21 protein-coding genes and 1 tRNA gene are annotated in these 20,692 nt (G+C 49.6%); 17 read left to right on the top strand and 5 right to left on the bottom strand.

Features of this window, described 5'->3' with window-relative positions; all coding sequences use genetic code 11:
- Positions 1 to 7: 7 nt before the first annotated feature.
- The 8 genes from nuoI to H8L47_RS03455 all read left to right on the top strand — a co-directional run bounded on the left by nuoI (position 8) and on the right by H8L47_RS03455 (position 7,729).
- Positions 8 to 496, top strand: a complete 489-nt coding sequence (gene nuoI / locus H8L47_RS03495) for an NADH-quinone oxidoreductase subunit NuoI (RefSeq protein ID WP_186951817.1) — start codon at positions 8 to 10, stop codon at positions 494 to 496.
- A gap of 16 nt (positions 497 to 512) precedes the next feature.
- Complete coding sequence (locus H8L47_RS03490; RefSeq protein ID WP_186952023.1) at positions 513 to 1,163, top strand: NADH-quinone oxidoreductase subunit J; 651 nt, start codon at positions 513 to 515, stop codon at positions 1,161 to 1,163.
- Complete coding sequence (nuoK, locus tag H8L47_RS03485; protein WP_186951816.1) at positions 1,164 to 1,478, top strand: NADH-quinone oxidoreductase subunit NuoK; 315 nt, start codon at positions 1,164 to 1,166, stop codon at positions 1,476 to 1,478. It abuts the gene before it with no gap.
- 89 nt (positions 1,479 to 1,567) lie between these two features.
- Entirely contained in the window at positions 1,568 to 3,613 is a 2,046-nt protein-coding gene (gene nuoL, locus H8L47_RS03480; protein ID WP_186951815.1) for an NADH-quinone oxidoreductase subunit L, read from the top strand.
- Positions 3,614 to 3,639: 26 nt separating this feature from the next.
- Complete coding sequence (locus H8L47_RS03475; RefSeq protein ID WP_186952022.1) at positions 3,640 to 5,133, top strand: NADH-quinone oxidoreductase subunit M; 1,494 nt, start codon at positions 3,640 to 3,642, stop codon at positions 5,131 to 5,133.
- 73 nt (positions 5,134 to 5,206) lie between these two features.
- Positions 5,207 to 6,691, top strand: a complete 1,485-nt coding sequence (gene nuoN, locus H8L47_RS03470; RefSeq protein ID WP_186951814.1) for an NADH-quinone oxidoreductase subunit NuoN — start codon at positions 5,207 to 5,209, stop codon at positions 6,689 to 6,691.
- Between the two features lie 11 nt (positions 6,692 to 6,702).
- Positions 6,703 to 7,170 (top strand): DUF2818 family protein, encoded by a 468-nt coding sequence (locus tag H8L47_RS30425; RefSeq protein WP_408057682.1) that lies wholly within the window; start codon positions 6,703 to 6,705, stop codon positions 7,168 to 7,170.
- Positions 7,163 to 7,729 carry an NUDIX domain-containing protein gene (locus H8L47_RS03455; protein WP_186951813.1) on the top strand — a complete coding sequence of 189 codons (567 nt, stop codon included), beginning with the start codon at positions 7,163 to 7,165 and terminating at the stop codon, positions 7,727 to 7,729. The genes H8L47_RS30425 and H8L47_RS03455 overlap by 8 nt, the downstream gene beginning before the upstream one ends.
- Positions 7,730 to 7,976: 247 nt before the next feature.
- On the opposite strand, the gene H8L47_RS03450 is transcribed toward H8L47_RS03455, so the two are convergent.
- Positions 7,977 to 9,599: an electron transfer flavoprotein-ubiquinone oxidoreductase gene (locus H8L47_RS03450; protein ID WP_186952020.1), complete on the bottom strand. Its 1,623-nt coding sequence runs from the start codon at positions 9,597 to 9,599 to the stop codon at positions 7,977 to 7,979.
- A gap of 342 nt (positions 9,600 to 9,941) precedes the next feature.
- Between H8L47_RS03450 and H8L47_RS03445 the strand changes: the two genes are divergently transcribed.
- On the top strand, positions 9,942 to 10,718 hold the full coding sequence (locus tag H8L47_RS03445; protein WP_162041802.1) for an SDR family oxidoreductase: 777 nt from the start codon (positions 9,942 to 9,944) through the stop codon (positions 10,716 to 10,718).
- Positions 10,715 to 11,176, top strand: coding sequence for an acyl-CoA thioesterase (locus tag H8L47_RS03440; RefSeq protein ID WP_186951812.1), 462 nt, complete (start codon positions 10,715 to 10,717; stop codon positions 11,174 to 11,176). Before H8L47_RS03445 ends, H8L47_RS03440 begins: the two co-directional genes overlap by 4 nt.
- 70 nt (positions 11,177 to 11,246) lie before the next feature.
- On the opposite strand, the gene H8L47_RS03435 is transcribed toward H8L47_RS03440, so the two are convergent.
- Positions 11,247 to 11,807, bottom strand: coding sequence for a LuxR C-terminal-related transcriptional regulator (locus H8L47_RS03435; protein WP_186951811.1), 561 nt, complete (start codon positions 11,805 to 11,807; stop codon positions 11,247 to 11,249).
- Between the two features lie 179 nt (positions 11,808 to 11,986).
- Between H8L47_RS03435 and H8L47_RS03430 the strand changes: the two genes are divergently transcribed.
- Positions 11,987 to 12,688 carry a CoA transferase subunit A gene (locus H8L47_RS03430; RefSeq protein WP_186951810.1) on the top strand — a complete coding sequence of 234 codons (702 nt, stop codon included), beginning with the start codon at positions 11,987 to 11,989 and terminating at the stop codon, positions 12,686 to 12,688.
- An 18-nt stretch (positions 12,689 to 12,706) separates the two neighbouring features.
- Entirely contained in the window at positions 12,707 to 13,348 is a 642-nt protein-coding gene (locus H8L47_RS03425) for a CoA transferase subunit B (RefSeq protein WP_186951809.1), read from the top strand.
- Positions 13,349 to 13,421: 73 nt separating this feature from the next.
- Here H8L47_RS03425 and H8L47_RS03420 read toward each other — a convergent pair whose 3' ends face one another.
- Positions 13,422 to 13,946, bottom strand: a complete 525-nt coding sequence (locus H8L47_RS03420) for a DUF3617 domain-containing protein (RefSeq protein ID WP_186951808.1) — start codon at positions 13,944 to 13,946, stop codon at positions 13,422 to 13,424.
- Between the two features lie 125 nt (positions 13,947 to 14,071).
- Positions 14,072 to 14,866 (bottom strand): 3-hydroxybutyrate dehydrogenase, encoded by a 795-nt coding sequence (locus tag H8L47_RS03415; protein ID WP_186951807.1) that lies wholly within the window; start codon positions 14,864 to 14,866, stop codon positions 14,072 to 14,074.
- A 205-nt stretch (positions 14,867 to 15,071) separates the two neighbouring features.
- On the opposite strand from H8L47_RS03415, the gene H8L47_RS03410 reads away from it, so the two are divergent.
- The 4 genes from H8L47_RS03410 to H8L47_RS03395 are packed head-to-tail and all read left to right on the top strand — an operon-like array spanning position 15,072 to position 19,457.
- On the top strand, positions 15,072 to 15,941 hold the full coding sequence (locus H8L47_RS03410) for an alpha/beta fold hydrolase (protein ID WP_230413558.1): 870 nt from the start codon (positions 15,072 to 15,074) through the stop codon (positions 15,939 to 15,941).
- A gap of 7 nt (positions 15,942 to 15,948) precedes the next feature.
- Positions 15,949 to 16,299, top strand: coding sequence for a RidA family protein (locus H8L47_RS03405; protein WP_186951806.1), 351 nt, complete (start codon positions 15,949 to 15,951; stop codon positions 16,297 to 16,299).
- Positions 16,300 to 16,304: 5 nt separating this feature from the next.
- Positions 16,305 to 18,542, top strand: a complete 2,238-nt coding sequence (locus H8L47_RS03400; protein ID WP_186951805.1) for a RelA/SpoT family protein — start codon at positions 16,305 to 16,307, stop codon at positions 18,540 to 18,542.
- 48 nt (positions 18,543 to 18,590) lie between these two features.
- On the top strand, positions 18,591 to 19,457 hold the full coding sequence (locus tag H8L47_RS03395) for an ADP-ribosylglycohydrolase family protein (RefSeq protein WP_186951804.1): 867 nt from the start codon (positions 18,591 to 18,593) through the stop codon (positions 19,455 to 19,457).
- 23 nt (positions 19,458 to 19,480) lie between these two features.
- Here H8L47_RS03395 and H8L47_RS03390 read toward each other — a convergent pair whose 3' ends face one another.
- The gene (locus tag H8L47_RS03390) at positions 19,481 to 20,407 is read right to left on the bottom strand and encodes a cation diffusion facilitator family transporter (protein ID WP_186951803.1); all 927 of its coding nucleotides are present in this window, start codon (positions 20,405 to 20,407) and stop codon (positions 19,481 to 19,483) included.
- 205 nt (positions 20,408 to 20,612) lie between these two features.
- Here H8L47_RS03390 and H8L47_RS03385 point away from each other — a divergent pair.
- Positions 20,613 to 20,689 (top strand) — tRNA-Val (locus tag H8L47_RS03385).
- The last annotated feature ends 3 nt before the right edge of the window (positions 20,690 to 20,692 follow it).

The raw sequence follows: 20,692 nt of genomic DNA, 5'->3' as shown, positions 1-20,692 counted from the left end.
TAAAAAAATGGAAGCAATCAAGGATTTTTTTGGCAGCCTGATGCTGCGTGAACTGATCAAGGGCCTGGCCCTGACAGGACGCTATATGTTCGCCCGCAAGATTACGGTGCAATTTCCTGAGGAAAAAACACCGCAGTCACCACGTTTCCGCGGTCTTCACGCCCTGCGTCGCTACCCAAATGGGGAAGAACGCTGCATCGCCTGTAAATTGTGTGAAGCAGTGTGCCCGGCGATGGCGATTACGATCGAATCTGATCAGCGTGCTGACGGTACTCGTCGTACTACCCGTTATGACATTGACCTGACCAAGTGCATCTTCTGCGGTTTCTGCGAAGAGTCTTGCCCGGTTGATTCCATCGTGGAAACCCATGTACTGGAATATCACGGTGAAAAACGCGGCGATCTGTATTTCACCAAAGAGATGTTGCTGGCCGTAGGTGATCGTTACGAGACACAAATTGCAGCAGCACGTGCCGCTGATGCCACATACCGCTAACTGGATCTGGTTCGATATGGAATTTACTACCGTTTTATTTTATGTTTTCTCGGCGATCATGATAATCGCTGCGATCCAGGTCATTTCTGCACGTAATCCTGTGCATGCAGCCTTGTTCCTGGTCCTGACCTTTTTCAATGCCGCTGGTATCTGGATGTTGCTGAAGGCCGAATTCCTGGCCATCGTCCTGGTGCTGGTATATGTCGGCGCAGTCATGGTGCTGTTCCTGTTTGTGGTGATGATGCTGGATATTAATCTCGACAAACTCAGGGAGGGGTTTTGGAGCCATTTTCCACTGGCAGCCGTTGTTGGCGGCGTGATCGTGCTTGAAATGGCGGCAGTGTTGTGGCGCGGTTTCCTGCGTCCAGACAATCATGTTCCAGCTGCAGCTGACAAGATAGGTGATACCAAGTATCTGGGTATAGAGATTTTCACGAATTATCAATTGGCTTTTGAAGTCGCTGCAGCCATTTTGTTGCTGGCTATCATTGCCGCGGTTGCATTGACTTTGCGTCGTCGCAAAGACAGCAAGTATTTTGACCCGGCAGCGGCAGTTAAAGTGAAAGCCAAGGACCGTATCCGCATCGTCAGCATGAAAGCTGAATCTGAGCGCGCTGAGAATAATGCAACTGCTGCGGCAGCAACTGTAAAGCAGGAGGAGGCTTAAATGGCTTTGACTTTGAGTTTAACGCACTACCTGATTTTGGGCGCAATCCTGTTTGCGATTTCCATCGTCGGTATTTTCCTCAATCGTAAAAACATCATCGTCTTGCTGATGGCGATTGAATTGATGTTGCTGGCTGTGAATATCAATTTCATCGCGTTCTCCTATTACCTGGGTGATGCGGCAGGGCAGGTATTTGTATTCTTTATCCTTACCGTTGCTGCTGCTGAGTCAGCAATAGGTCTGGCGATACTGGTGGTCTTGTTCCGTAATCTGGACACTATCAATGTCGAAGATCTGGATGCATTAAAAGGTTAATAAGGTTAATGGTGCGGAATGTCGTGATTCACGACATTCCGGTATACGCTGGCGATTTAGAAAAGTAATAAAGCTAACAAAGGGTCATCATGGCGGGGCAACTTAACCCACAATTATTATTGGCAGTACCACTGGCGCCCCTGGTAGGGTCTGCTATTGCAGGCTTGCTAGGAACGAAGTTTTTCGGCAATGTGGTTGGCCGTAAGGTCTCGCATACAGTGACCATACTTGGTGTACTGATTGCATTGATCATTTCTTGCATGACCTTGTCTGCCTTGATGGGTGGCGCTGAGACTTATAACGCGACCTTATATCAATGGATGAAGGTTGGTAACATGAAGCTGGAAGTCGGCTTCATGGTCGATAACCTGACGGCAATGATGATGTGCGTCGTGACCTTTGTGTCGCTGATGGTGCATATCTACACCATAGGCTATATGGCAGAAGACGAGGGCTATAACCGTTTCTTCTCGTATATCTCCTTGTTCACCTTCGCCATGCTGATGCTGGTCATGAGCAACAACTTCCTGCAATTGTTCTTTGGCTGGGAAGCTGTGGGTCTGGTTTCTTATTTGCTCATCGGTTTCTGGTACACCAAACCGACGGCTATTTACGCCAACATGAAGGCCTTCCTGGTCAACCGTGTCGGTGACTTTGGTTTCATTCTCGGGATCGGCTTGCTGGTAGCGAATACCGGCTCCATGAATTATGTCGAAGTGTTTGCCAAGAAAAATGAATTGGCAACCATGTTGTTGCCGCATACTGACTGGATGTTGATTACAGTTGCCTGTATCTGTCTGTTTATCGGTGCCATGGGTAAATCAGCACAATTCCCTTTGCATGTCTGGCTGCCAGATTCGATGGAAGGCCCAACCCCGATTTCTGCACTGATCCACGCGGCGACCATGGTGACTGCGGGTATCTTCATGGTAGCGCGCATGTCGCCATTGTTTGAGTTGTCTGACACGGCTTTGTCTTTCATCCTGGTCATTGGTGCGATTACTGCGCTGTTCATGGGTTTCATGGGCATTATTCAGAACGATATCAAACGTGTGGTAGCGTACTCCACACTGTCGCAACTGGGTTACATGACAGTGGCACTGGGTGCTTCTGCCTACTCGGTGGCGGTATTCCATCTGATGACACATGCTTTCTTTAAAGCGCTGTTGTTCCTTGGTGCCGGTTCAGTGATTATCGGTATGCACCATGATCAAGACATCCGTAACATGGGCGGCTTGTGGAAGTACATGCGTATCACCTGGCTGACATCCCTGATTGGTTCCCTCGCATTGATAGGGACACCTTTCCTGTCCGGTTTCTATTCCAAGGACAGTATTATCGAAGCAGTGCAGCTCAGCAATTTGCCTGGGGCAGGTTTTGCTCAGTTTGCTGTGCTTGCAGGCGTGTTTGTGACGGCATTCTATTCCTTCCGCATGTATTTCCTGGTCTTCCATGGAAAGGAAAATTTTGGCAAGGCACATGCACATGATGATCACCATGCTGCTGATGACCATCATGACGATCATCACCATGGTCTTGCTCCTGGTCAAAAGCCGCATGAGTCTCCGATGGTAGTTTGGTTGCCTTTGGTTTTGTTGGCGATTCCTTCGCTAGTTATTGGTGCGATTGCTATCAAACCTATGTTGTACGGCAGCTTTTTCGATGGAGTTATTTTTGTCAATGATGCACATCACGCCATGAAAGTGCTCAAGGAAGAGTTCCACGGTGCTGGCGCCATGGGCTTGCACTCATTCACGACTGCGCCATTCTGGCTGGCGGTTGCGGGTGTTGTGACTGCCTATGTGTTCTACATGGTCAAACCAGGTATTCCTGCAGCCATCAAGAAAGCCGTTAGCCCTCTGTACACCTTACTTGAAAATAAATACTACCTGGATCGTTTTAATGAGATCGTATTTGCAGGTGGTGCACGCATGCTCGGCGGTGGTTTGTGGAACATCGGTGACAAAGGTCTCATTGATGGCCTGCTTGTTAACGGCAGCGCGAAATTGGTTGGCTGGGTCTCAAGATTGATACGTCATTTGCAGAGTGGTTATATCTATCACTATGCATTTGTGATGATACTCGGCGTAATGGGTTTCCTGGCTTACACAGTGCTGTTTCCCTTTGCTAAATAAGTGACCACGGCTATAAAAAGATAATTATTATGCAGTCAACTTCTACTCTACTTAGCCTCGCGATCTGGTTGCCGATTGTTTTCGGTATCTTCATACTGGCCTTTGGTCGCGATGATAATCCCGCTTTGGTGCGTGGTGTTGCCCTTGTCGGCTCCATCTGCAGCTTCATTGTGACGCTGCCATTGATTAAACTTTTTGACAATGCAGCTCATGGCATGCAGTTTGTTGAAAAACACGCCTGGATAGAGCGCTTCAATGTGTTTTATTCACTGGGTATCGACGGTATCTCTTTGTGGCTGGTGCCTTTGACTGCCTTTATCACTGTGATCGTGGTAATAGCCGCCTGGGAAGTCATAGAAAAGCAAGTTTCCCAGTACATGGGTGCTTTCCTGATTTTGTCCGGTTTGATGATAGGCGTGTTCTGCGCAACTGATGGCATGTTGTTCTATGTCTTCTTCGAAGCCACGCTGATCCCCATGTACATCATCGTTGGTGTCTGGGGTGGACCGAATCGCGTATATGCTGCATTCAAGTTTTTCCTGTACACATTGATGGGTTCCTTGCTGACGCTGATTGCCATCATTTACCTGTACCTGAAAGCCGGTCATTCTTTTGACATCTTGGCATGGCACAAATTGCCTTTGCCTTTGACTACCCAGATCATGATTTTCTGCGCCTTCCTGATGGCGTTCGCAGTCAAGGTTCCAATGTGGCCGGTGCATACCTGGTTGCCAGATGCTCACGTGGAAGCGCCTACTGGTGGTTCAGTTGTACTGGCCGCTATCATGCTGAAACTGGGTGCCTATGGCTTCCTGCGTTTCTCGCTGCCAATTGCGCCTGACGCCAGCCATTACATGGCGGGCTTCATGATCACGCTGTCGCTGATTGCTGTGATTTATATCGGTCTGGTGGCACTGGTGCAAAAAGACATGAAAAAGCTGGTGGCATATTCTTCGATTGCCCACATGGGCTTCGTGACGCTGGGTTTCTTCATGTTCAACGACATGTCGGTGCAGGGCGCTATCGTACAAATGATTTCTCACGGTTTTATCTCTGGCGCGATGTTCCTGTGTATCGGTGTCTTGTATGACCGCGTACACTCCCGCGAAATTGCTGACTACGGCGGTGTGGTTCATACCATGCCCAAGTTTGCCGCCTTGTTCGTGCTGTTCTCCATGGCTAACTGCGGCTTGCCGGCAACATCCGGTTTCGTTGGTGAGTTCATGGTGATACTGGGTGCAGTACAGTTCAATTTTTGGATAGGCATGCTGGCAGCGACAGCCCTGATATTTGGCGCAGCCTACTCCTTGTGGATGGTTAAGCGTGTAGTGTTCGGTAATATCACGAATGAACATGTGGCCCATCTGAGCGACCTGAATAAACGTGAATTCTTTATGCTGGGTGTGTTGGCGATTGCGGTGCTGGTGATGGGTTTGTATCCGGCTCCATTTACAGATGCAATGCAGGTCTCGGTAGCTGATCTGTTAAAACATGTTGCAGTCCCTAAGCTGACACCTTGACCGGGAATTTGGATACGCAAGCCACGACAGTCTGTTTCGGGCCGTTGTGGCAGCAGATCAATGCTAGTAAAAAATGAATAATATGAACCTGATACCACTTTTTCCTGAAATCTTTTTGCTGCTGGCCATTTGTGCCATCTTGCTTATAGATATGTTTTTGCCAGACAGCAAACGCAATGTGACTTATGCACTCAGCATAATCGCAGTGACGATCTGTGGTGTCTTGACTGTGGCATTCGCTGATACGGTGAAGTCGGAATACGTCAGTAATAATATGTTTGTTTCTGACCCAATGTCAGTGCTGTTGAAATTGTTTTCTTATATCGCCGTCGGCGTTACCCTGATTTATTCGCGTCAATACGTCAGTGACCGCGCCATGACGAATACGCATCTGGGTGGCGAATACTATGTATTGGCTCTGTTTGCCTTGCTCGGCCAGATGGTGATGATTTCCGGTAATAACTTCCTAGTGATTTACCTGGGTCTGGAATTGATGTCCCTTTCTCTGTATGCACTCGTTGCCTTGCGTCGTAACCATACGGCGTCCACTGAAGCAGCAATGAAGTACTTCATTCTCGGTGCGCTGGCTTCTGGTTTCATGTTGTATGGCATCTCCATGTTGTACGGTGCTACTGGTTCGTTGCAATTGAGTGAAGTGGTGAAGGTAACTGCCACTGCGACTGCTAACAAAACCATTCTGGTATTCGGTATTGTTTTCCTGGTTGCTGGTCTGGCCTTTAAACTGGGCGTTGTGCCTTTTCATATGTGGGTACCCGACGTTTATCATGGCGCACCTACAGCAGTGACTTTGCTATTGGGCGGCGCCCCCAAGCTTGCCGCATTTGCTATCACTTTCCGTTTGCTGGTCGAAGGCTTGTTTCCGCTGGCTGTTGATTGGCAGCAAATGCTGGTCGTGCTGGCTGTCTTGTCGATGGCGATAGGTAACCTGACCGCGATTGCACAAACCAATCTCAAGCGTATGCTGGCTTACTCCACTATTTCGCAAATGGGTTTCATGTTGCTGGGCCTCCTGTCTGGTGTGGCAAATGGCGATTCTTCGCTAGCAGTTGATGCTTACAGCTCATCCATGTTCTATAGCATCACTTATGTATTGACGACGCTGGGTACTTTCGGTGTCATTATGCTGCTGGCACGCTCAGGCTTTGAAGCAGAGAACCTCGAAGATTTGAAGGGCTTGAACAAGCGCAGCCCCTGGTTTGCATTTGTCATGTTGTTGTTGATGTTCTCCCTGGCTGGTATCCCGCCAATGATGGGTTTCTACGCCAAGCTGTCAGTCCTGGAAGCAGTTTTGTCCACTGATAAATTGTGGTTGGCCATAGTTGCCGTACTGTTCTCACTGATTGGTACTTTCTATTATCTGCGCGTCGTCAAGCTGATGTACTTTGATGAACCACTGGACCATAGTCCTATCGTCGCCAGCCCTGACATGCGTATGGTCTTGAGCGTGAACGGCTTACTCGTCCTGGTCTTGGGTATCATGCCAGGCTCTTTGATGACGGCCTGCGTGAATGCCATCTCAAATACACTTAAGTACTGATACGGTAAGCTGTGGGAAATTCCGCATCGATCTGGTTGATCATTGTGTTGGCAGTGCTTGCTGCCAACCTGCCTTTTTTGAATGAACGCTGCTTTGCTATTATTGCTTTGCACCGCTTCGCATTTCTTAAATCGATGTTCTCCGGGTCTACGGGAGATGTGCCAACAACTGATTTGCCAGTTGCAGATCCGCGTGCGAACGGATTGGTATTTTCTTCAAGCGATGGCTCGCTTGAAAAGCCGATCCATATTCAAAGCTTGAAGGATACATCCGCTCCAGTTATAAAATCTCTGTGGCTGCGTCTTTTTGAGCTCATCATCCTGTACTTTTGCGTCGGTGCCATCGCTTTTGGTCTGGAATCTGCTGCTGGCAACCGCTTCTCGCAACGCTGGGAATTCTATACCATCAATGCCTGTCTGTTCCTGGTATTGGCTTTCCCAGGCTTTGTTTTTCGCTACCTGAAACATCATCATGGCTGAGCAAGTCACCACTGAACTGGATTTGCAAGAGCGACAACTCAGCAGTGAGCTGGTGTATGAAGGCAGTTTTCTCAAAGTGGATAAAGATGTTGTATCTTTGCCAGATGGGCAGACTGCCACCCGCGAATACATACGCCACCCTGGTGCTGTGGTTATCATTCCCTTGTTTGATGATGGCCGCATCTTGCTGGAAAAGCAGTTCCGATATCCTTTGCATCAAGTCTTCATTGAGTTCCCGGCTGGCAAGATAGACGCCGGTGAAGACCCCTTGCTCTGCGCCCAGCGCGAGTTGCGTGAAGAAACCGGCTATACTGCGAGCGACTGGTCTTTCGTCTGCACTATACACAACGCCATTGCTTATTCAGACGAACATCTGGACATCTACCTGGCCAAGGGTTTGACAGCAGGGCAGGCCGCACTCGACGAGGAAGAATTCCTCGAAGTCTTCACCGCCACACTGCCAGAAATGATGGACTGGATCAAATCCGGTCAGATCACTGATGTGAAGACCGTCATAGGTACATTCTGGCTGGAGAAAATTCTCGCTGGCAAGTGGTGATCGCTGGTTGGTAGATGCCGATTTTGATGCAAAGAAACTATAAATGAATTTAAAACAAAAGCCGCTGATCAGCGGCTTTTTATATTGGAATCTCGTCCAAAACAGGAAATGCATGTTGCATTTCACGAAGTCCTGAGTAAGCGTAGCGAGCAGGGCTAGTTTGAGTTAAGAAGCGCAGTCGTACATACGTACGACGAGCATCGCAGGCTCAAAATCGCACTGCGCAGTAGCTCAATCAGGACTTCGACTACATGTTTGGATAATTTGGTCCTCCGCCACCTTCAGGCGTCACCCAGACGATATTCTGCGTTGGGTCCTTGATATCGCAGGTTTTGCAATGCACGCAGTTTTGCGCATTGATTTGCAAGCGGTCTGCACCTTCTTCGTTCTTCACAAATTCATACACACCCGCCGGGCAGTAGCGTGCCTCAGGCCCGGCAAATTTTGCCAGGTTAATGGATACAGGTACATCGGCATTTTTCAAAGTCAGATGAATAGGCTGGTCTTCAGCGTGATTGGTATTCGAGATAAAAACTGAGGACAAACGATCAAAAGTCAGTTTGCCATCTGGCTTGGGATAAACGATAGGTGTAAATTCCGAAGCAGGTCGAAGACATTCATGATCTGCCTTGTTGTGACGCAGAGTCCAGGGCGCCTTGCCGCGTAATACTACCTGATCCAGCCACACCAGCGGTGATCCATAAGTGCCGCGCTTGAGCAAAGCTTTGACATTGCGTGCAGTATACAACTCTTCATGAAGCCAGGATTGCTCAAAGGAGGTCGAATAAGCGCTCAGTTCATCATGCTGACGGTTGGCAGATACGGCTTCAAAAGCTGCTGTAGCAGCCAGCATGCCGGTCTTGATTGCGGCATGGCTACCCTTGATACGGCTCATGTTCAAGAAGCCAGCATCACATCCTATCAATGCACCACCCGGGAACACCAGTTTAGGCAGTGATTGCAAACCGCCAGCAGTAATTGCTCTTGCGCCATAAGAAACACGTTTGCCGCCTTCAAAGAAAGTGCGAATTGCAGGGTGGGTCTTGAAGCGCTGGAATTCTTCGTAAGGCGACAGATAAGGGTTTTCATAAGCAAGTCCAACCACATAACCAACTGCCACCAGATTATCTTCCAGGTGATACAGGAAAGAGCCGCTGTACTGGTCCATCAAAGGCCAGCCAGTCGTATGCACGACCAGGCCTTGTTTGTGCTGCTTGGGATCGATTTCCCATAATTCCTTGATCCCTATGCCATAGGATTGCGGGTCTTTACCCTTATTTAAGTCATACTTGGCAATGACTTGTTTGCCCAGGTGACCGCGTGCGCCTTCAGCAAACAAGGTGTACTTTGCATGCAACTCCATGCCAAGCTGGAAAGAAGAAGAGGGCTGGCCATGACGGTCTACCCCCATATTGCCGGTCGCTACGCCTTTGACGGAGCCATCATCGTTGTACAAGACTTCTGCTGCAGCAAAGCCAGGGAATACCTCTACGCCCAATGCTTCGGCCTGCTGACCCAGCCAACGAGTAACATTGGCCAGGGAAACGATGTAGTTGCCATGATTTTCGAAGCAGGCCGGCAACATCCAGTTGGGAGTGCGATAGGCGCTGTTCTCAGTCAAAATCAATACACGGTCTTCAGTAACCTCTGTATTTAAAGGTGCACCCATTTCCTTCCAGTTCGGAAAGAGTTCAGTCAGCGCTTTTGGGTCCATGACTGCGCCAGACAAGATATGGGCACCAGGCTCGCCACCTTTTTCCAGTACGCAGACTGAGACTTCCGAGCCTTTTTCTGCGGCCAGTTGCTTCAGCTTGATGGCAGCTGACAGGCCAGCGGGTCCGCCGCCGACGACGACGACGTCATATTCCATTGCGTCGCGTGGGCCGTACTGTTCAAGTATGCTTTGTGTCATGGCTTTTTTCACTTTCTGAAGATTTTCGAACGAGCGTGCTTATTTGCTGTCAGCATGTTATCTGCTACCCATGTATTGCGCAAGCGAGGGTGTGCTCGAATTTTTATTGTTGTGGATGTACAAAATACACAGAATTATCGCAGAGCCAACTTTGGTATGCATCAAGATCATACAAAATAGCCGGAAAATTTCTTTAAAAATCGCCAAGTAATTCAAATCCATACAACACAAGCATAATCAGTATGTCATCATAGAGTCTTATAGATTAGTGAATTTATTCCAAATATTGCGGAGAGTCAGATGGGCATAGAAGTCAATTTCGAAGGCAAGATTGCACTGGTTACTGGTGCTTCCAGTGGTCTTGGCGCACGATTTGCAAAAATTCTGGCGCAGGCAGGCGCACAAGTCGTGCTGGCATCGCGGCGCATAGACAGGCTTAAAGAATTGCGTGCCGAAATCGAATCTGAAGGTGGTGCGGCTCACGTGGTTGCTCTCGATGTTACGGATTATGGCAGCATCAAATCAGCCATTGCCCATGCAGAGACAGAGGCTGGTCCTATCGATATCCTCATCAATAACTCTGGTGTATCAACCACGCAACGCCTGGTCGATGTTACGCCCGACGATTATGCCTATGTCATGGATACCAATCAGCGTGGTGCTTTCTTTGTGGCGCAGGAAGCTGCCAAGCGCATGATCGCCCGCCACAAGGGTGATCCTAAAAAGCAACATCGCATCATCAACATCGCTTCGGTTGCCGGTTTGCGGGTATTGCCGCAAATAGGCATTTACTGCATGAGCAAAGCTGCGGTCGTACACATGACCAAGGCCATGGCGGTAGAGTGGGGCAAGTATGGCATTAACGTGAATGCGATTTGCCCTGGCTATATTTCTACTGAAATCAATTCAGATTATTTTTCTACAGACGCTGGCCAAAAACTGGTCGACATGTTGCCAAGAAAACGTGTTGGCACACCTGAAGATCTCGATGGTTTGCTGCTTTTGCTGGCGGCTGAAGAATCACGTTTCCTCAATGGTGCCATAGTCACTGCAGATGATGGTATGAGCGTGCAATGATAGAGAACAAGGTTACGGAAAAGAAGCTGGTCTATACCGTCACCATTCCTATCCGGTGGGGCGATATGGATGCCATGGGCCATGTCAACAATACCGTCTATTTCCGCTATATGGAGCAGGCGCGTATAGAGTGGCTGAGCATGATGGGTTGCCTGCCGGACGAGGCTGGCAATGGCCCTGTCATCGTCAATGCCTATTGCACTTTCAAAAAACCGTTGAAATATCCGGGGCAGGTGGAAGTTTGCACCTACATCGGTGCAGCAGGCCGCAGCAGTTTTGAAACCATGCAGGAAATGCGTTCAGTCGGTGATGGTTATGCCCTGTATGCAGAAGGTGGTGCCAAGGTAGTCTGGGTATCAGCCGAGACAGGTAAATCTGAGACCTTGCCCGAAGCAATCAAGCAAAAACTGAGTGAAATCAAAGTCTCAAAGCGTAAAAATAAAGCTGTGAAGGTTTGAATTTGAGTTTGAGCTTGCGCCAATGAAGCAAGCCAGGTGCCGACTCAGGCACTTTGAGGAACTTGGCAGTTCAGCGCATGATGCCCAGCAACTTGTGCACCAGTTCGCTGGATGTCGCTGAATTGAATTTGCGCATCAGTTTTGCCCTGTGCATTTCTACCGTTCTTGGGCTAAGGTTAATCTGGCGGGCGATAAGCTTGCTGGTTTTACCTTCTACCAGCAGGGCGGCGATTTCACGTTCACGCGGCGTTAGTTCTGCCGTGACCGGGCGTTTGGAACTCAGGTCTTCAAAAGTCCAGATGCCAGCTGCATGCGGATTGTCCTTGTTAAGGCCTCGACCAGAAACATGGCACCAGAAAAGGTCTTGATTTGCGCGCTTCATGATGCGTTCATCAGAATAATAGCCCTTGGCATTCATGATCGGAGTGATGCGTGCGCCGGTACGTTCAAATTCGTCAGGACTAGGGTAGAGTACCAGAAAAGACTGCCCTAGCAATTCATCTTTTTGATAGCCAAACATATTGGCAAGATCATCATTGCAGGCTTGGATAATGCGGTTTTGCGATACGCACATACCAACAGGTGCGTGTTGAAATATGGATTCAAAATCGATAGGCTGTACGACATTCATTTCCAGGTTCCGCTGACATTGGTGCAATTGATGTAGTAAAGGCGTATTTTTACGGTATTGCGCAGTATAACGCAGCATCATATCCTGTAAGACTAATGATTTGTTTGGCTGTTTGCGGTAAGTTGCAGGCAACCATTTGACAAAAGAAATATCGATTTACAACCTGGAGAGGGGACAATATGGACAAAGTTTATCCTGACGCAGCTAGTGCTCTGGCTGGTATTATTAAAGACGGCCAGACCATCGCCGTGGGCGGTTTCGGACTGTGTGGTATACCTGAGGCGCTGATTGCTGCCCTGCGCGATTCTGGCGTCAAGGAGCTGACAGCCATTTCAAATAATGCCGGTGTCGATGGCTTTGGACTAGGGCAGTTGTTGACGACGCGCCAGATCAAGAAAATGATTTCTTCCTATGTCGGCGAAAACAAGGAGTTCGAGCGCCAATACCTGGCTGGCGAGCTGGAACTGGAATTCACGCCTCAAGGCACCCTGGCAGAAAAATTGCGTGCTGGCGGTGCGGGTATCCCGGCCTTTTTCACCAAAACTGGCGTCGGCACTATTGTTGCAGATGGTAAGGAAATCCGCGAGTTCGATGGTCAGAAATATGTGATGGAACGTTCACTGGTATCTGACGTATCTCTGGTCAAAGCCTGGAAGGCTGACAAGGCCGGTAACCTGGTGTATCGCAAGACCGCGCGCAACTTTAACCCGAATGTAGCGATGGCTGGCAAGATCACCGTAGCCGAGGTCGAGGTGCTGGTAGAAATTGGCGAGCTGGACCCGGATGAAGTCCACACGCCAGGTATTTTCGTACAGCGCATCGTCGTCAATGCCAATCCGGAAAAACGTATAGAACAGCGTACCGTACGCCCATCGAATTAAGATAGCAGGAGACAAGACATGGCATGGAATCGTGATGAAATGGCTGCGCGTGCAGCACAAGAACTGCAAGACGGCTTTTACGTCAATCTGGGTATAGGATTGCCGACGATGGTCGCCAATCACGTGCCGCAAGGCATGGAAGTCTGGTTGCAGTCTGAAAACGGCTTGCTGGGCATAGGCCCTTTCCCGACAGAAGAAGAAGTTGATCCCGACATGATCAACGCTGGCAAGCAAACGGTAACCACCTTGCCTGGCTCGTCCATATTCAGCTCGGCTGACTCTTTCGCCATGATACGCGGCGGCAAGATCAATCTGGCTATTCTGGGGGCGATGCAGGTCAGCGAACATGGCGATCTGGCCAACTGGATGATTCCCGGCAAAATGGTCAAGGGTATGGGCGGTGCCATGGATCTGGTGGCCGGGGTAGGTCGCGTAGTTGTCTTGATGGAGCATGTCGCCAAGGGCGATGCCCATAAAATCCTTAAGGCTTGTAATTTGCCTCTGACGGGCGTGGCTGTCGTGAACCGTATTATTACTGACCTCGGTGTGATTGATGTTACTCCGGCAGGATTGAAGCTGGTGGAGTTGGCGACTGGCGTCAGCAAGGAAGAAATCATTGCCAAGACTGAGGCAACGCTGGACGTCAGTGCTGTTTCCTGATGTGCAATTCGTTTTGGAATCAAAAAGCCGCTGATCAGCGGCTTTTTGATTTGGTATATGGCTTCAGGTAGATCTATTTTTTCGGTGGCATCATCGGTGGCTTCACATCGCCGCAATCGCTTCCCAACCACTTTCCTGTGGTTTCCATATGCTGGGTATACGGCTTGCCGTGAGATACACCCTTGAAATCATAAACTGAAGTCATGCTGTCCTGGCTGATGCTACCTTTGACATTTCCTGTGCCTTTCATCTCTGGCATGTCGCAGATAATGTCGCCGGAATAGGCGTTGCCTGAGCGGCTGAAATTCTTGCTTTGACATTGCTGTTCGCGACCGCTGGCAGGTGGTTTTTCTTGCTCTACCATTTCCTTGGTGTAGCAAATCTTATGTACCATTGCGCCATTTTGCATGTCCGGCATTTTGATACCCATCTGCTTCATTTTTTCCAGTTGCTCAGGAGGGATCTTGGGCATGGCCTTCATGGCATCTGACTTCATCGTCATTTCCCAAAGGCCGGGTTTCATTTTGTCGGCGGCAAGGCAGGTGGCAGTCGTCATGCCCATGACTGAAATGCCGATAAGGCGGACAAGTATATGCATGAAAGTCTCCCGTTTAAATGGTGTCCCAACACTATACATCTGAAGAAAATGCGACGAAAGCAAAAATTGTCAGTGTCGCATTCTCGTTCTTCGGCAGGGCAACTAACGATCAGTTGCGCTATATATTACTGGGCGACCCAGCCACCATCCATATTCCAGGCAACACCGCGTATCTGGCTGGCGGCATCGCTGCAAAAGAATACTGCTAAAGCACCTAATTGTTCAGGTGTGACGAACTCGCCGGATGGTTGTTTTTCAGCTAATAACAACTTTTTGGCCGTATCGTTATCGACGCCATCTCTTTCAGCTCGTGCATCTACCTGTTTTTGCACCAGCGGTGTTAATACCCAGCCGGGACAGATGGCATTACATGTAATGCCTGTTTGTGCTGTTTCCAGTGCCGTGGTTTTGGTAAAGCCGACCAGACCATGTTTGGCCGCCACGTAGGCAGATTTTTGTGCAGAAGCAACCAGGCCATGGACGGATGCCAGATTGATGATGCGCCCCCAGTTCTTTTGCTTCATATATGGCAAGGCCAGGCGGGTGGTGTGGAAGCTGGAGGTGAGGTTGATGGCAATGATGGCATCCCATTTTTCTACCGGGAAGTCTTCAATATTGGCGACATGCTGTATCCCGGCATTGTTGACCAGGATATCAATGCCACCAAAAGTCGTGTTGGCAAAGCTCATCATGGCTTCAATTTCTATTGCCTTGCTCATGTCAGCATTGTGATAGGCCGTTTTTACCGCGAATTCGTTTTCAACGGCATTTTGCAGGATCTGTATCTCTTGCCTGTCGCCAAAACCGTTGAAGACGATATTTGCGCCTTCTGAAGCCAGGCAACGGGCAATACCCAGCCCTATGCCAGAAGTGGAACCTGTAACCAGTGCGGTTTTGCCTTTGAGGGACGATGCTGACATGCTGACTCCTGAAGTGTGGTTTTGTGCAAGGGACGCAAAAAAACTGCTATTCGTACATGGTGTATATAGTATTAATGCCAGTGGCTGCAAGTTTCAATTTGTCTAAAAAACATGCATTCCAACAGTTAACAATGATTTTAAGCTCAACGAACGGTAAAATGTCGTTCATATGCGCTAGTAAAAATACTGTTCACGAGGAAAATCCATGCAGGCCAGACGCAAATCAGTGCAATGTATCTCGCCTACCGGCTTGCACACCATGTCTTACAAAGAGTGGGGTGACCCGCTTAATCCCAAGGTATTAGTCTGTGTCCACGGTGTGACGCGAGTGGCTGAGGACTTTGATTCCCTGGCCGTAGCACTGTGCCAGGAGTACCGCGTGGTATGCCCGGATGTGGTCGGGCGCGGTTATTCAGGCCGTTTGCGCAATCCCATGCATTACCAGATACCGCAATATGTCAGTGATATGGTCAGCTTGCTGGCCAGGCTGGAAGCCGAAACCGTGCACTGGTTTGGTACATCCATGGGGGGATTGATAGGCATGAGTCTTGCGAGTTTGCCTGACAATCCCATCAAAAAACTCGTGTTGAATGATGTGGGGCCAGTGCTTAATCCTGAAGCTTTGGCCAGGATAGGTGAATACATAGGTCAAGACGTGCGCTTTGAAAGCTTTGATGAGGCGCAGGCTTATATAAAGGCCATTTCGATTTCTTTTGGCCCTCACAGTGAGGCTCAGTGGGAAAAGCTGGCGCGCGATGTCTTACGTCAAAATGAGCAAGGGCAGTGGGTGCGACACTATGATCTCGGTCTGGCCCAACCTATCAAGGCCAGCACGCCAGAACTGGCGGCAATTGCCCAAACCATGCTGTGGGCGGCGTATGACGCGATAAGTTGCCCGACTTTGCTGGTGCGTGGGGCAGAATCTGATTTGCTGACTGCAGAATCTGCGCAAGCGATGATGCAGCGTGGTCCGCGTGCCCGGTTGGTAGAGTTCGCTGGCGTGGGCCATGCACCAACTTTCCTTCAGCCTGAGCAGATCGCGGTAGCGGTTGATTTTTTATTGAACCAAAATTAAGAAAAATATGAGTATCCAAAGATTTCACGTAGGCCCGCGTTTGTCCGAAACCGCGATTTTTAATAAGGTCGTTTATCTTGCCGGGCAAATTCCAGACGACGCCACTCAGGATATAGCAGGGCAAACGGCACAAGTGCTGGCTCATATTGACCGCTTGCTGGCAGAAGCGGGTAGCGACAAGTCGCGCATACTCAGTTGCCAGATATTCTTGTCTGACATCAGTCTGATAGGTAGCATGAACCAGGTATGGGATGCCTGGGTCGCCCAGGGTAATTCGCCACCACGTGCCACGGTAGAAGCCAGACTGGCCAATCCTGACTGGCTTATAGAGGTCGTTGTCACTGCAGCGCAGATATAAATCATATGGTATCAATATCGACTACAGCAACAGAAGCCGCTTTGCTGGAAGGCTTGTCCGAGGCCGACGCCGAACGCGTCATGGCTGCCCTGGAATACGTGACGCCGCTGTATGCCAGTAAATGCGTGATCACTGAGCAAAACGCCCTGCAGTTTGTCAATGGCGTGGTGGCTACACTGGCCATGTTGCGTACTGATGTTGATACCCGTATCGCTGCCATCCTGTTTGAATTGCCAGAATTGAACCCGATTGCGGCAGAGCAGATAGAAATCCGCTTCGGCAAGGAAATCGCCGATCTGGTCACCGGCATACGTCGCCTGATGAAATTGCGTGAAGCCGCTTTGACGCAACACGATGTTGGCCGTGGCAAAGACGCTGCTGAAAAAGCCGCCAGCCAGATGGAAACCCTGCGCAAGATGGTGCTGGCCATGGCCACCGACATGCGCGTAGTACTGGTGCGTTTGGCGTCCAGGGTAACTACCTTGCGGTATTTTGCTGAATGCAAGCGCGAAGATGGCGCTGCCCAGCAATACGCCAGTGAAACCATGGACTTGTACGCGCCACTGGCAAACCGCCTCGGTGTCTGGCAACTCAAATGGGAACTGGAAGACCTATCTTTCCGCTTCCTGGAGCCTGTGCAATACAAGCGTATTGCCAAGATGCTGGAAGAAAAGCGCCTGGAGCGCGAGAGCTTTGTTGTCAATGCGATCGAAAGACTGAATAAGGAATTGCAGATAGCCGGCATTAAGGCTGAAGTGTCCGGGCGTCCCAAGCATATCTATAGCATCTGGAAAAAGATGAAGGGCAAGTCGGTCAATTTTGATGAGCTGTATGACGTGCGTGCTTTTCGCGTCATCGTCGATGACATCAAGGATTGCTATACCGTACTTGGCATAGTACACAACGCCTGGGTTCCGATACCCAAGGAATTTGACGACTATATTTCCCGTCCCAAGCCGAATGGCTATAAGTCGCTGCACACGGTCGTGGTGGTGGAGGATGGCAGGCCGCTGGAAGTGCAGATACGTACGCGAGAAATGCACCAGTTTGCCGAATATGGTGTGGCAGCACACTGGCGCTATAAAGAATCAGGTGGTTCGAATTTTTCAGCGCAAGAATATGATGAAAAAATCGCCTGGCTCAGGCAATTGCTGGCCTGGAAAACTGACGTCACTGATGTCGTCGTTGAGCAGGAAGAGCTGCAGCGCGAATGGGTGGAAAAACTTAAGGCGGCCAGTCTGGATGACAGAATCTATGTGCTGACCCCGCAAGCCCGCGTCATAGAACTACCCTGTAATTCCACGCCTGTGGATTTTGCCTATCACCTGCATACCGATGTTGGCCATCGCTGCCGTGGCGCGCGGGTTGATAATGTCATGGTGCCGCTGAACACGCCGCTGCAAAATGGTCAGACGGTAGAAATCATTACCCTGAAGGTTGGCTCTTCTCAGGCTGGCCCATCACGTGACTGGCTCTCGCCTGATTATTCTGCCAGTACACGTACCCGTACCAAGATACGCGCATGGTTCAATGCCATCGATCAGGAGGAAACCCTGTCGAATGGCCGCGCCCTGGTAGAAAAAACCTTGCAACGCGAAGGCAAGACAGCAGTCAATCTTGAAGAGCTGGCCCGCAAACTGGGTTTTGCGGATGTGAATGATCTCTTCCTCTCCGTTGGTAAGGATGAATTCAGTCTCAGGCAAATAGAAACGGTCTTGCGGGAAAATGTACCCGAGGTTGAGCCTGATGAACTCAGTTTCACCAATAAGAGCCGGGCGTCCAGCGTTACTCAAGGTGCCAAGTCGGGCGTGCTGGTGGTAGGTACGGAAGGATTGATGACGCAACTGGCGCGCTGCTGCAAGCCAGCACCTCCAGATGATATCGTTGGCTTTGTCACCCGTGGCAAAGGTGTATCAATACATCGCTTGAGTTGCAAGAATTTCGCCGAGATGCGCAATAAGGCGCCAGAGCGGGTGATACAAACTACCTGGGGTGATCATGGCAAGGACACGGTTTATCCCGTGGATATTTTCGTGCTGGCGCAGGATAGGCAAGGTTTATTGCGTGATATTTCTGAAGTATTTTCCCGCGAAAAGATCAATGTAATAGGCGTCAATACCCAGAGTGCAAAAGCACAGGCGCGTATGTCGTTTACTGTAGAGATAGGTGGCACGACTCAGTTGCAAAAGGCACTGCATGTGTTGCATGAAGTCAGTGGCGTGCTGGAAGTGCGCAGGAATTGAATTTTAAGCATATAAGCCTGCAGATATTGCGGCTGAGGGAGAAATGACTTGCTGTTAGAGATAGCGATAGGCGATGCCTACGGGGCTGGGTTTGAGTTTTGCGGACATGAAAAAATCATGCTCAGCAATACACTTGAAAAATACGTGCCACATGAGCTGGGTATTCAGGCTGGTTGCTATACGGATGATACGCAGATGAGCATTGCGGTTGCTGAAGTCTTGCTATCTGATAGTGATTGCTCGGCGAATGTTTTTGCTGATGCTTATGTCAGATGTTACAAGCGCGACCAGCGACTGGGATATGCCAAGGGATTGCAGGGGTTGCTGAATTTATGTGGGAATGGTGCTGATCTCAGGCAGCGAATTTCACCAGAGAGTCGTCGCAATGGTGCAGCAATGCGCTCGGTTCCATTGGGCTTGATTGGGGATAAGAAACTGTTGGCACTAGCTGCGCGTGAGCAAGCCATTGTGACCCACAATACTGCGGAGGGTATTTTGTCTTCTCATGTCGTCGCATTTATGTCGCATGCACTTTTATATGACAAGGCAAAACTGGCAGAGTTACCTGAGCTTGTATTGAAAATGACGGGCTTTGCATTGCGGAATGATTGGTTTGCTGAAGTCGAGTGCGACGCTTTGCAAACCTTACATGCTGTCAATACAGCCCTGCAGGCCAATCGCGGCATGTCAAAACTATTGCTTGATTGCGTCAATTTTGGTGGTGATGTCGATAGTGTCGCAGCGATCGCTATGGGGCTTGCTTCACTCACGCCAGAATATGTAGTTGATATTCCAGCGTCGCTGATGAGTGGTCTTGAGTCTGGTAAATTTGGCAGTCGTTATTTGCGTCAGCTTGATGTTGCCCTGGCTGAGCGCTACCCTGTGTTGAATGTGCACCTTGAGCGGCAGCCATAATATTTAAGGGCAGCAAGGGAGGATTACTCTTCCTCTTCGCTTACTTCCGGCTGTATCGTAATATGATCAATCTTGTGCTTGACGAGCAGCATGGTCTTGACGTCTTCCAATATGCGTGGCCAAGCGCTGAGGTCTTCGATTTCCAGGTGACCGATCAGGGCAGGGTAGCCTGGTGACATTTCCCATACATGCAAGTCATGTACTGACAAGATGCCATTGATGTTTTCCAGGTCGGTGCCGATCTGCACGTAGTCTATATGGTGTGGCACGCCCTCCATGAGGAAGTGATAAGACTCCTTTAAAACCGACAAAGTGGATTTTAAAATCAGCAGGGAAACAAAAATCGATAGTAGTGGGTCGATTTGCATCCAGCCGGTTTTGTAAATGACTGCGCCGGAAATAATCGCGGCAATGGAGCCCAGTAAATCTCCCATGACGTGAATCAGGGCAGCCTTGGTATTCACGCTCTCTTTATCATGCGACAGTACCCAGGCAACGACGATATTGATGGCCAGGCCTATGCCTGCTACCAGCATGACGGTTCCGCCTTGCACGGTTTCTGGCGCAGAAAATCTTTGTATCGCTTCCTTGCATATCCAGGCAATCACACCCAGCATGGCCAAACCATTTACAAAAGCTGCCAGCGCCTCAGCACGGCCAAAGCCAAAAGAATTTTTTGCTGTAGGCGGGCGTTTTGCGATGATTTGCGCCAGTAGAGCCAGGCCCAGGGCGGCGGCATCAGTTACCATGTGCCCCGCATCGGAAATCAGGGCCAGGGAATTTGAAAGGAAGCCAAATGCAACTTCGACGCCAGCAAAACTCAGGGTCAGGCCCAGTGCCCATGCCAGAATTTTTTGACTGCGGTTTTCAAAATAATGTCTGTGCTGCGCATCGCCACGTCGGTGGTCATGCAAATGCTCGCTGCTCTGATGTTGGGAGGGGGAGGTCATGTGGGGTATGGTGCTGTATTGAATATGGCATTAGTGTAGCCTAAGGCGGGATCATATATATACTTGGCAATTTTTCGGATGCTGTTCTTTTAGCTGGTAGAGCTAAATATGCAGGTTTAATATCCAAGCTTACAAGGTGCATGGAAATATTTTGACCGAGGGGACTAGCAATTTTCCTAAAGGCTCTGCTATACTCTTGTTTCTTAGGCGCGTAGCTCAGCTGGTTAGAGCACTACCTTGACATGGTAGGGGTCGTTGGTTCGAGTCCAATCGTGCCTACCAAAG

Source organism: Undibacterium umbellatum (assembly GCF_014284125.1).
GTDB lineage: Bacteria > Pseudomonadota > Gammaproteobacteria > Burkholderiales > Burkholderiaceae_D > Undibacterium > Undibacterium umbellatum.
This window is presented reverse-complemented; position numbering and strand designations above follow the sequence as displayed.

Bases quoted from the DNA above. Each gene is read 5' to 3' on its own strand.
- H8L47_RS03420 (WP_186951808.1), bottom strand. From the start codon at position 13,946: ATGCATATACTTGTCCGCCTTATCGGCATTTCAGTCATGGGCATGACG.
- nuoL (WP_186951815.1), top strand. From the start codon at position 1,568: ATGGCGGGGCAACTTAACCCACAATTATTATTGGCAGTACCACTGGCG.
- H8L47_RS03415 (WP_186951807.1), bottom strand. From the start codon at position 14,866: ATGTCAGCATCGTCCCTCAAAGGCAAAACCGCACTGGTTACAGGTTCC.
- H8L47_RS03455 (WP_186951813.1), top strand. From the start codon at position 7,163: ATGGCTGAGCAAGTCACCACTGAACTGGATTTGCAAGAGCGACAACTC.
- H8L47_RS03410 (WP_230413558.1), top strand. From the start codon at position 15,072: ATGCAGGCCAGACGCAAATCAGTGCAATGTATCTCGCCTACCGGCTTG.
- H8L47_RS03490 (WP_186952023.1), top strand. From the start codon at position 513: ATGGAATTTACTACCGTTTTATTTTATGTTTTCTCGGCGATCATGATA.
- nuoI (WP_186951817.1), top strand. From the start codon at position 8: ATGGAAGCAATCAAGGATTTTTTTGGCAGCCTGATGCTGCGTGAACTG.
- H8L47_RS03425 (WP_186951809.1), top strand. From the start codon at position 12,707: ATGGCATGGAATCGTGATGAAATGGCTGCGCGTGCAGCACAAGAACTG.
- nuoK (WP_186951816.1), top strand. From the start codon at position 1,164: ATGGCTTTGACTTTGAGTTTAACGCACTACCTGATTTTGGGCGCAATC.
- H8L47_RS03440 (WP_186951812.1), top strand. From the start codon at position 10,715: ATGATAGAGAACAAGGTTACGGAAAAGAAGCTGGTCTATACCGTCACC.
- H8L47_RS03445 (WP_162041802.1), top strand. From the start codon at position 9,942: ATGGGCATAGAAGTCAATTTCGAAGGCAAGATTGCACTGGTTACTGGT.
- H8L47_RS03405 (WP_186951806.1), top strand. From the start codon at position 15,949: ATGAGTATCCAAAGATTTCACGTAGGCCCGCGTTTGTCCGAAACCGCG.
- H8L47_RS03430 (WP_186951810.1), top strand. From the start codon at position 11,987: ATGGACAAAGTTTATCCTGACGCAGCTAGTGCTCTGGCTGGTATTATT.
- nuoN (WP_186951814.1), top strand. From the start codon at position 5,207: ATGAATAATATGAACCTGATACCACTTTTTCCTGAAATCTTTTTGCTG.
- H8L47_RS03390 (WP_186951803.1), bottom strand. From the start codon at position 20,407: ATGACCTCCCCCTCCCAACATCAGAGCAGCGAGCATTTGCATGACCAC.
- H8L47_RS03435 (WP_186951811.1), bottom strand. From the start codon at position 11,807: ATGAATGTCGTACAGCCTATCGATTTTGAATCCATATTTCAACACGCA.
- H8L47_RS03450 (WP_186952020.1), bottom strand. From the start codon at position 9,599: ATGGAATATGACGTCGTCGTCGTCGGCGGCGGACCCGCTGGCCTGTCA.
- H8L47_RS03400 (WP_186951805.1), top strand. From the start codon at position 16,305: ATGGTATCAATATCGACTACAGCAACAGAAGCCGCTTTGCTGGAAGGC.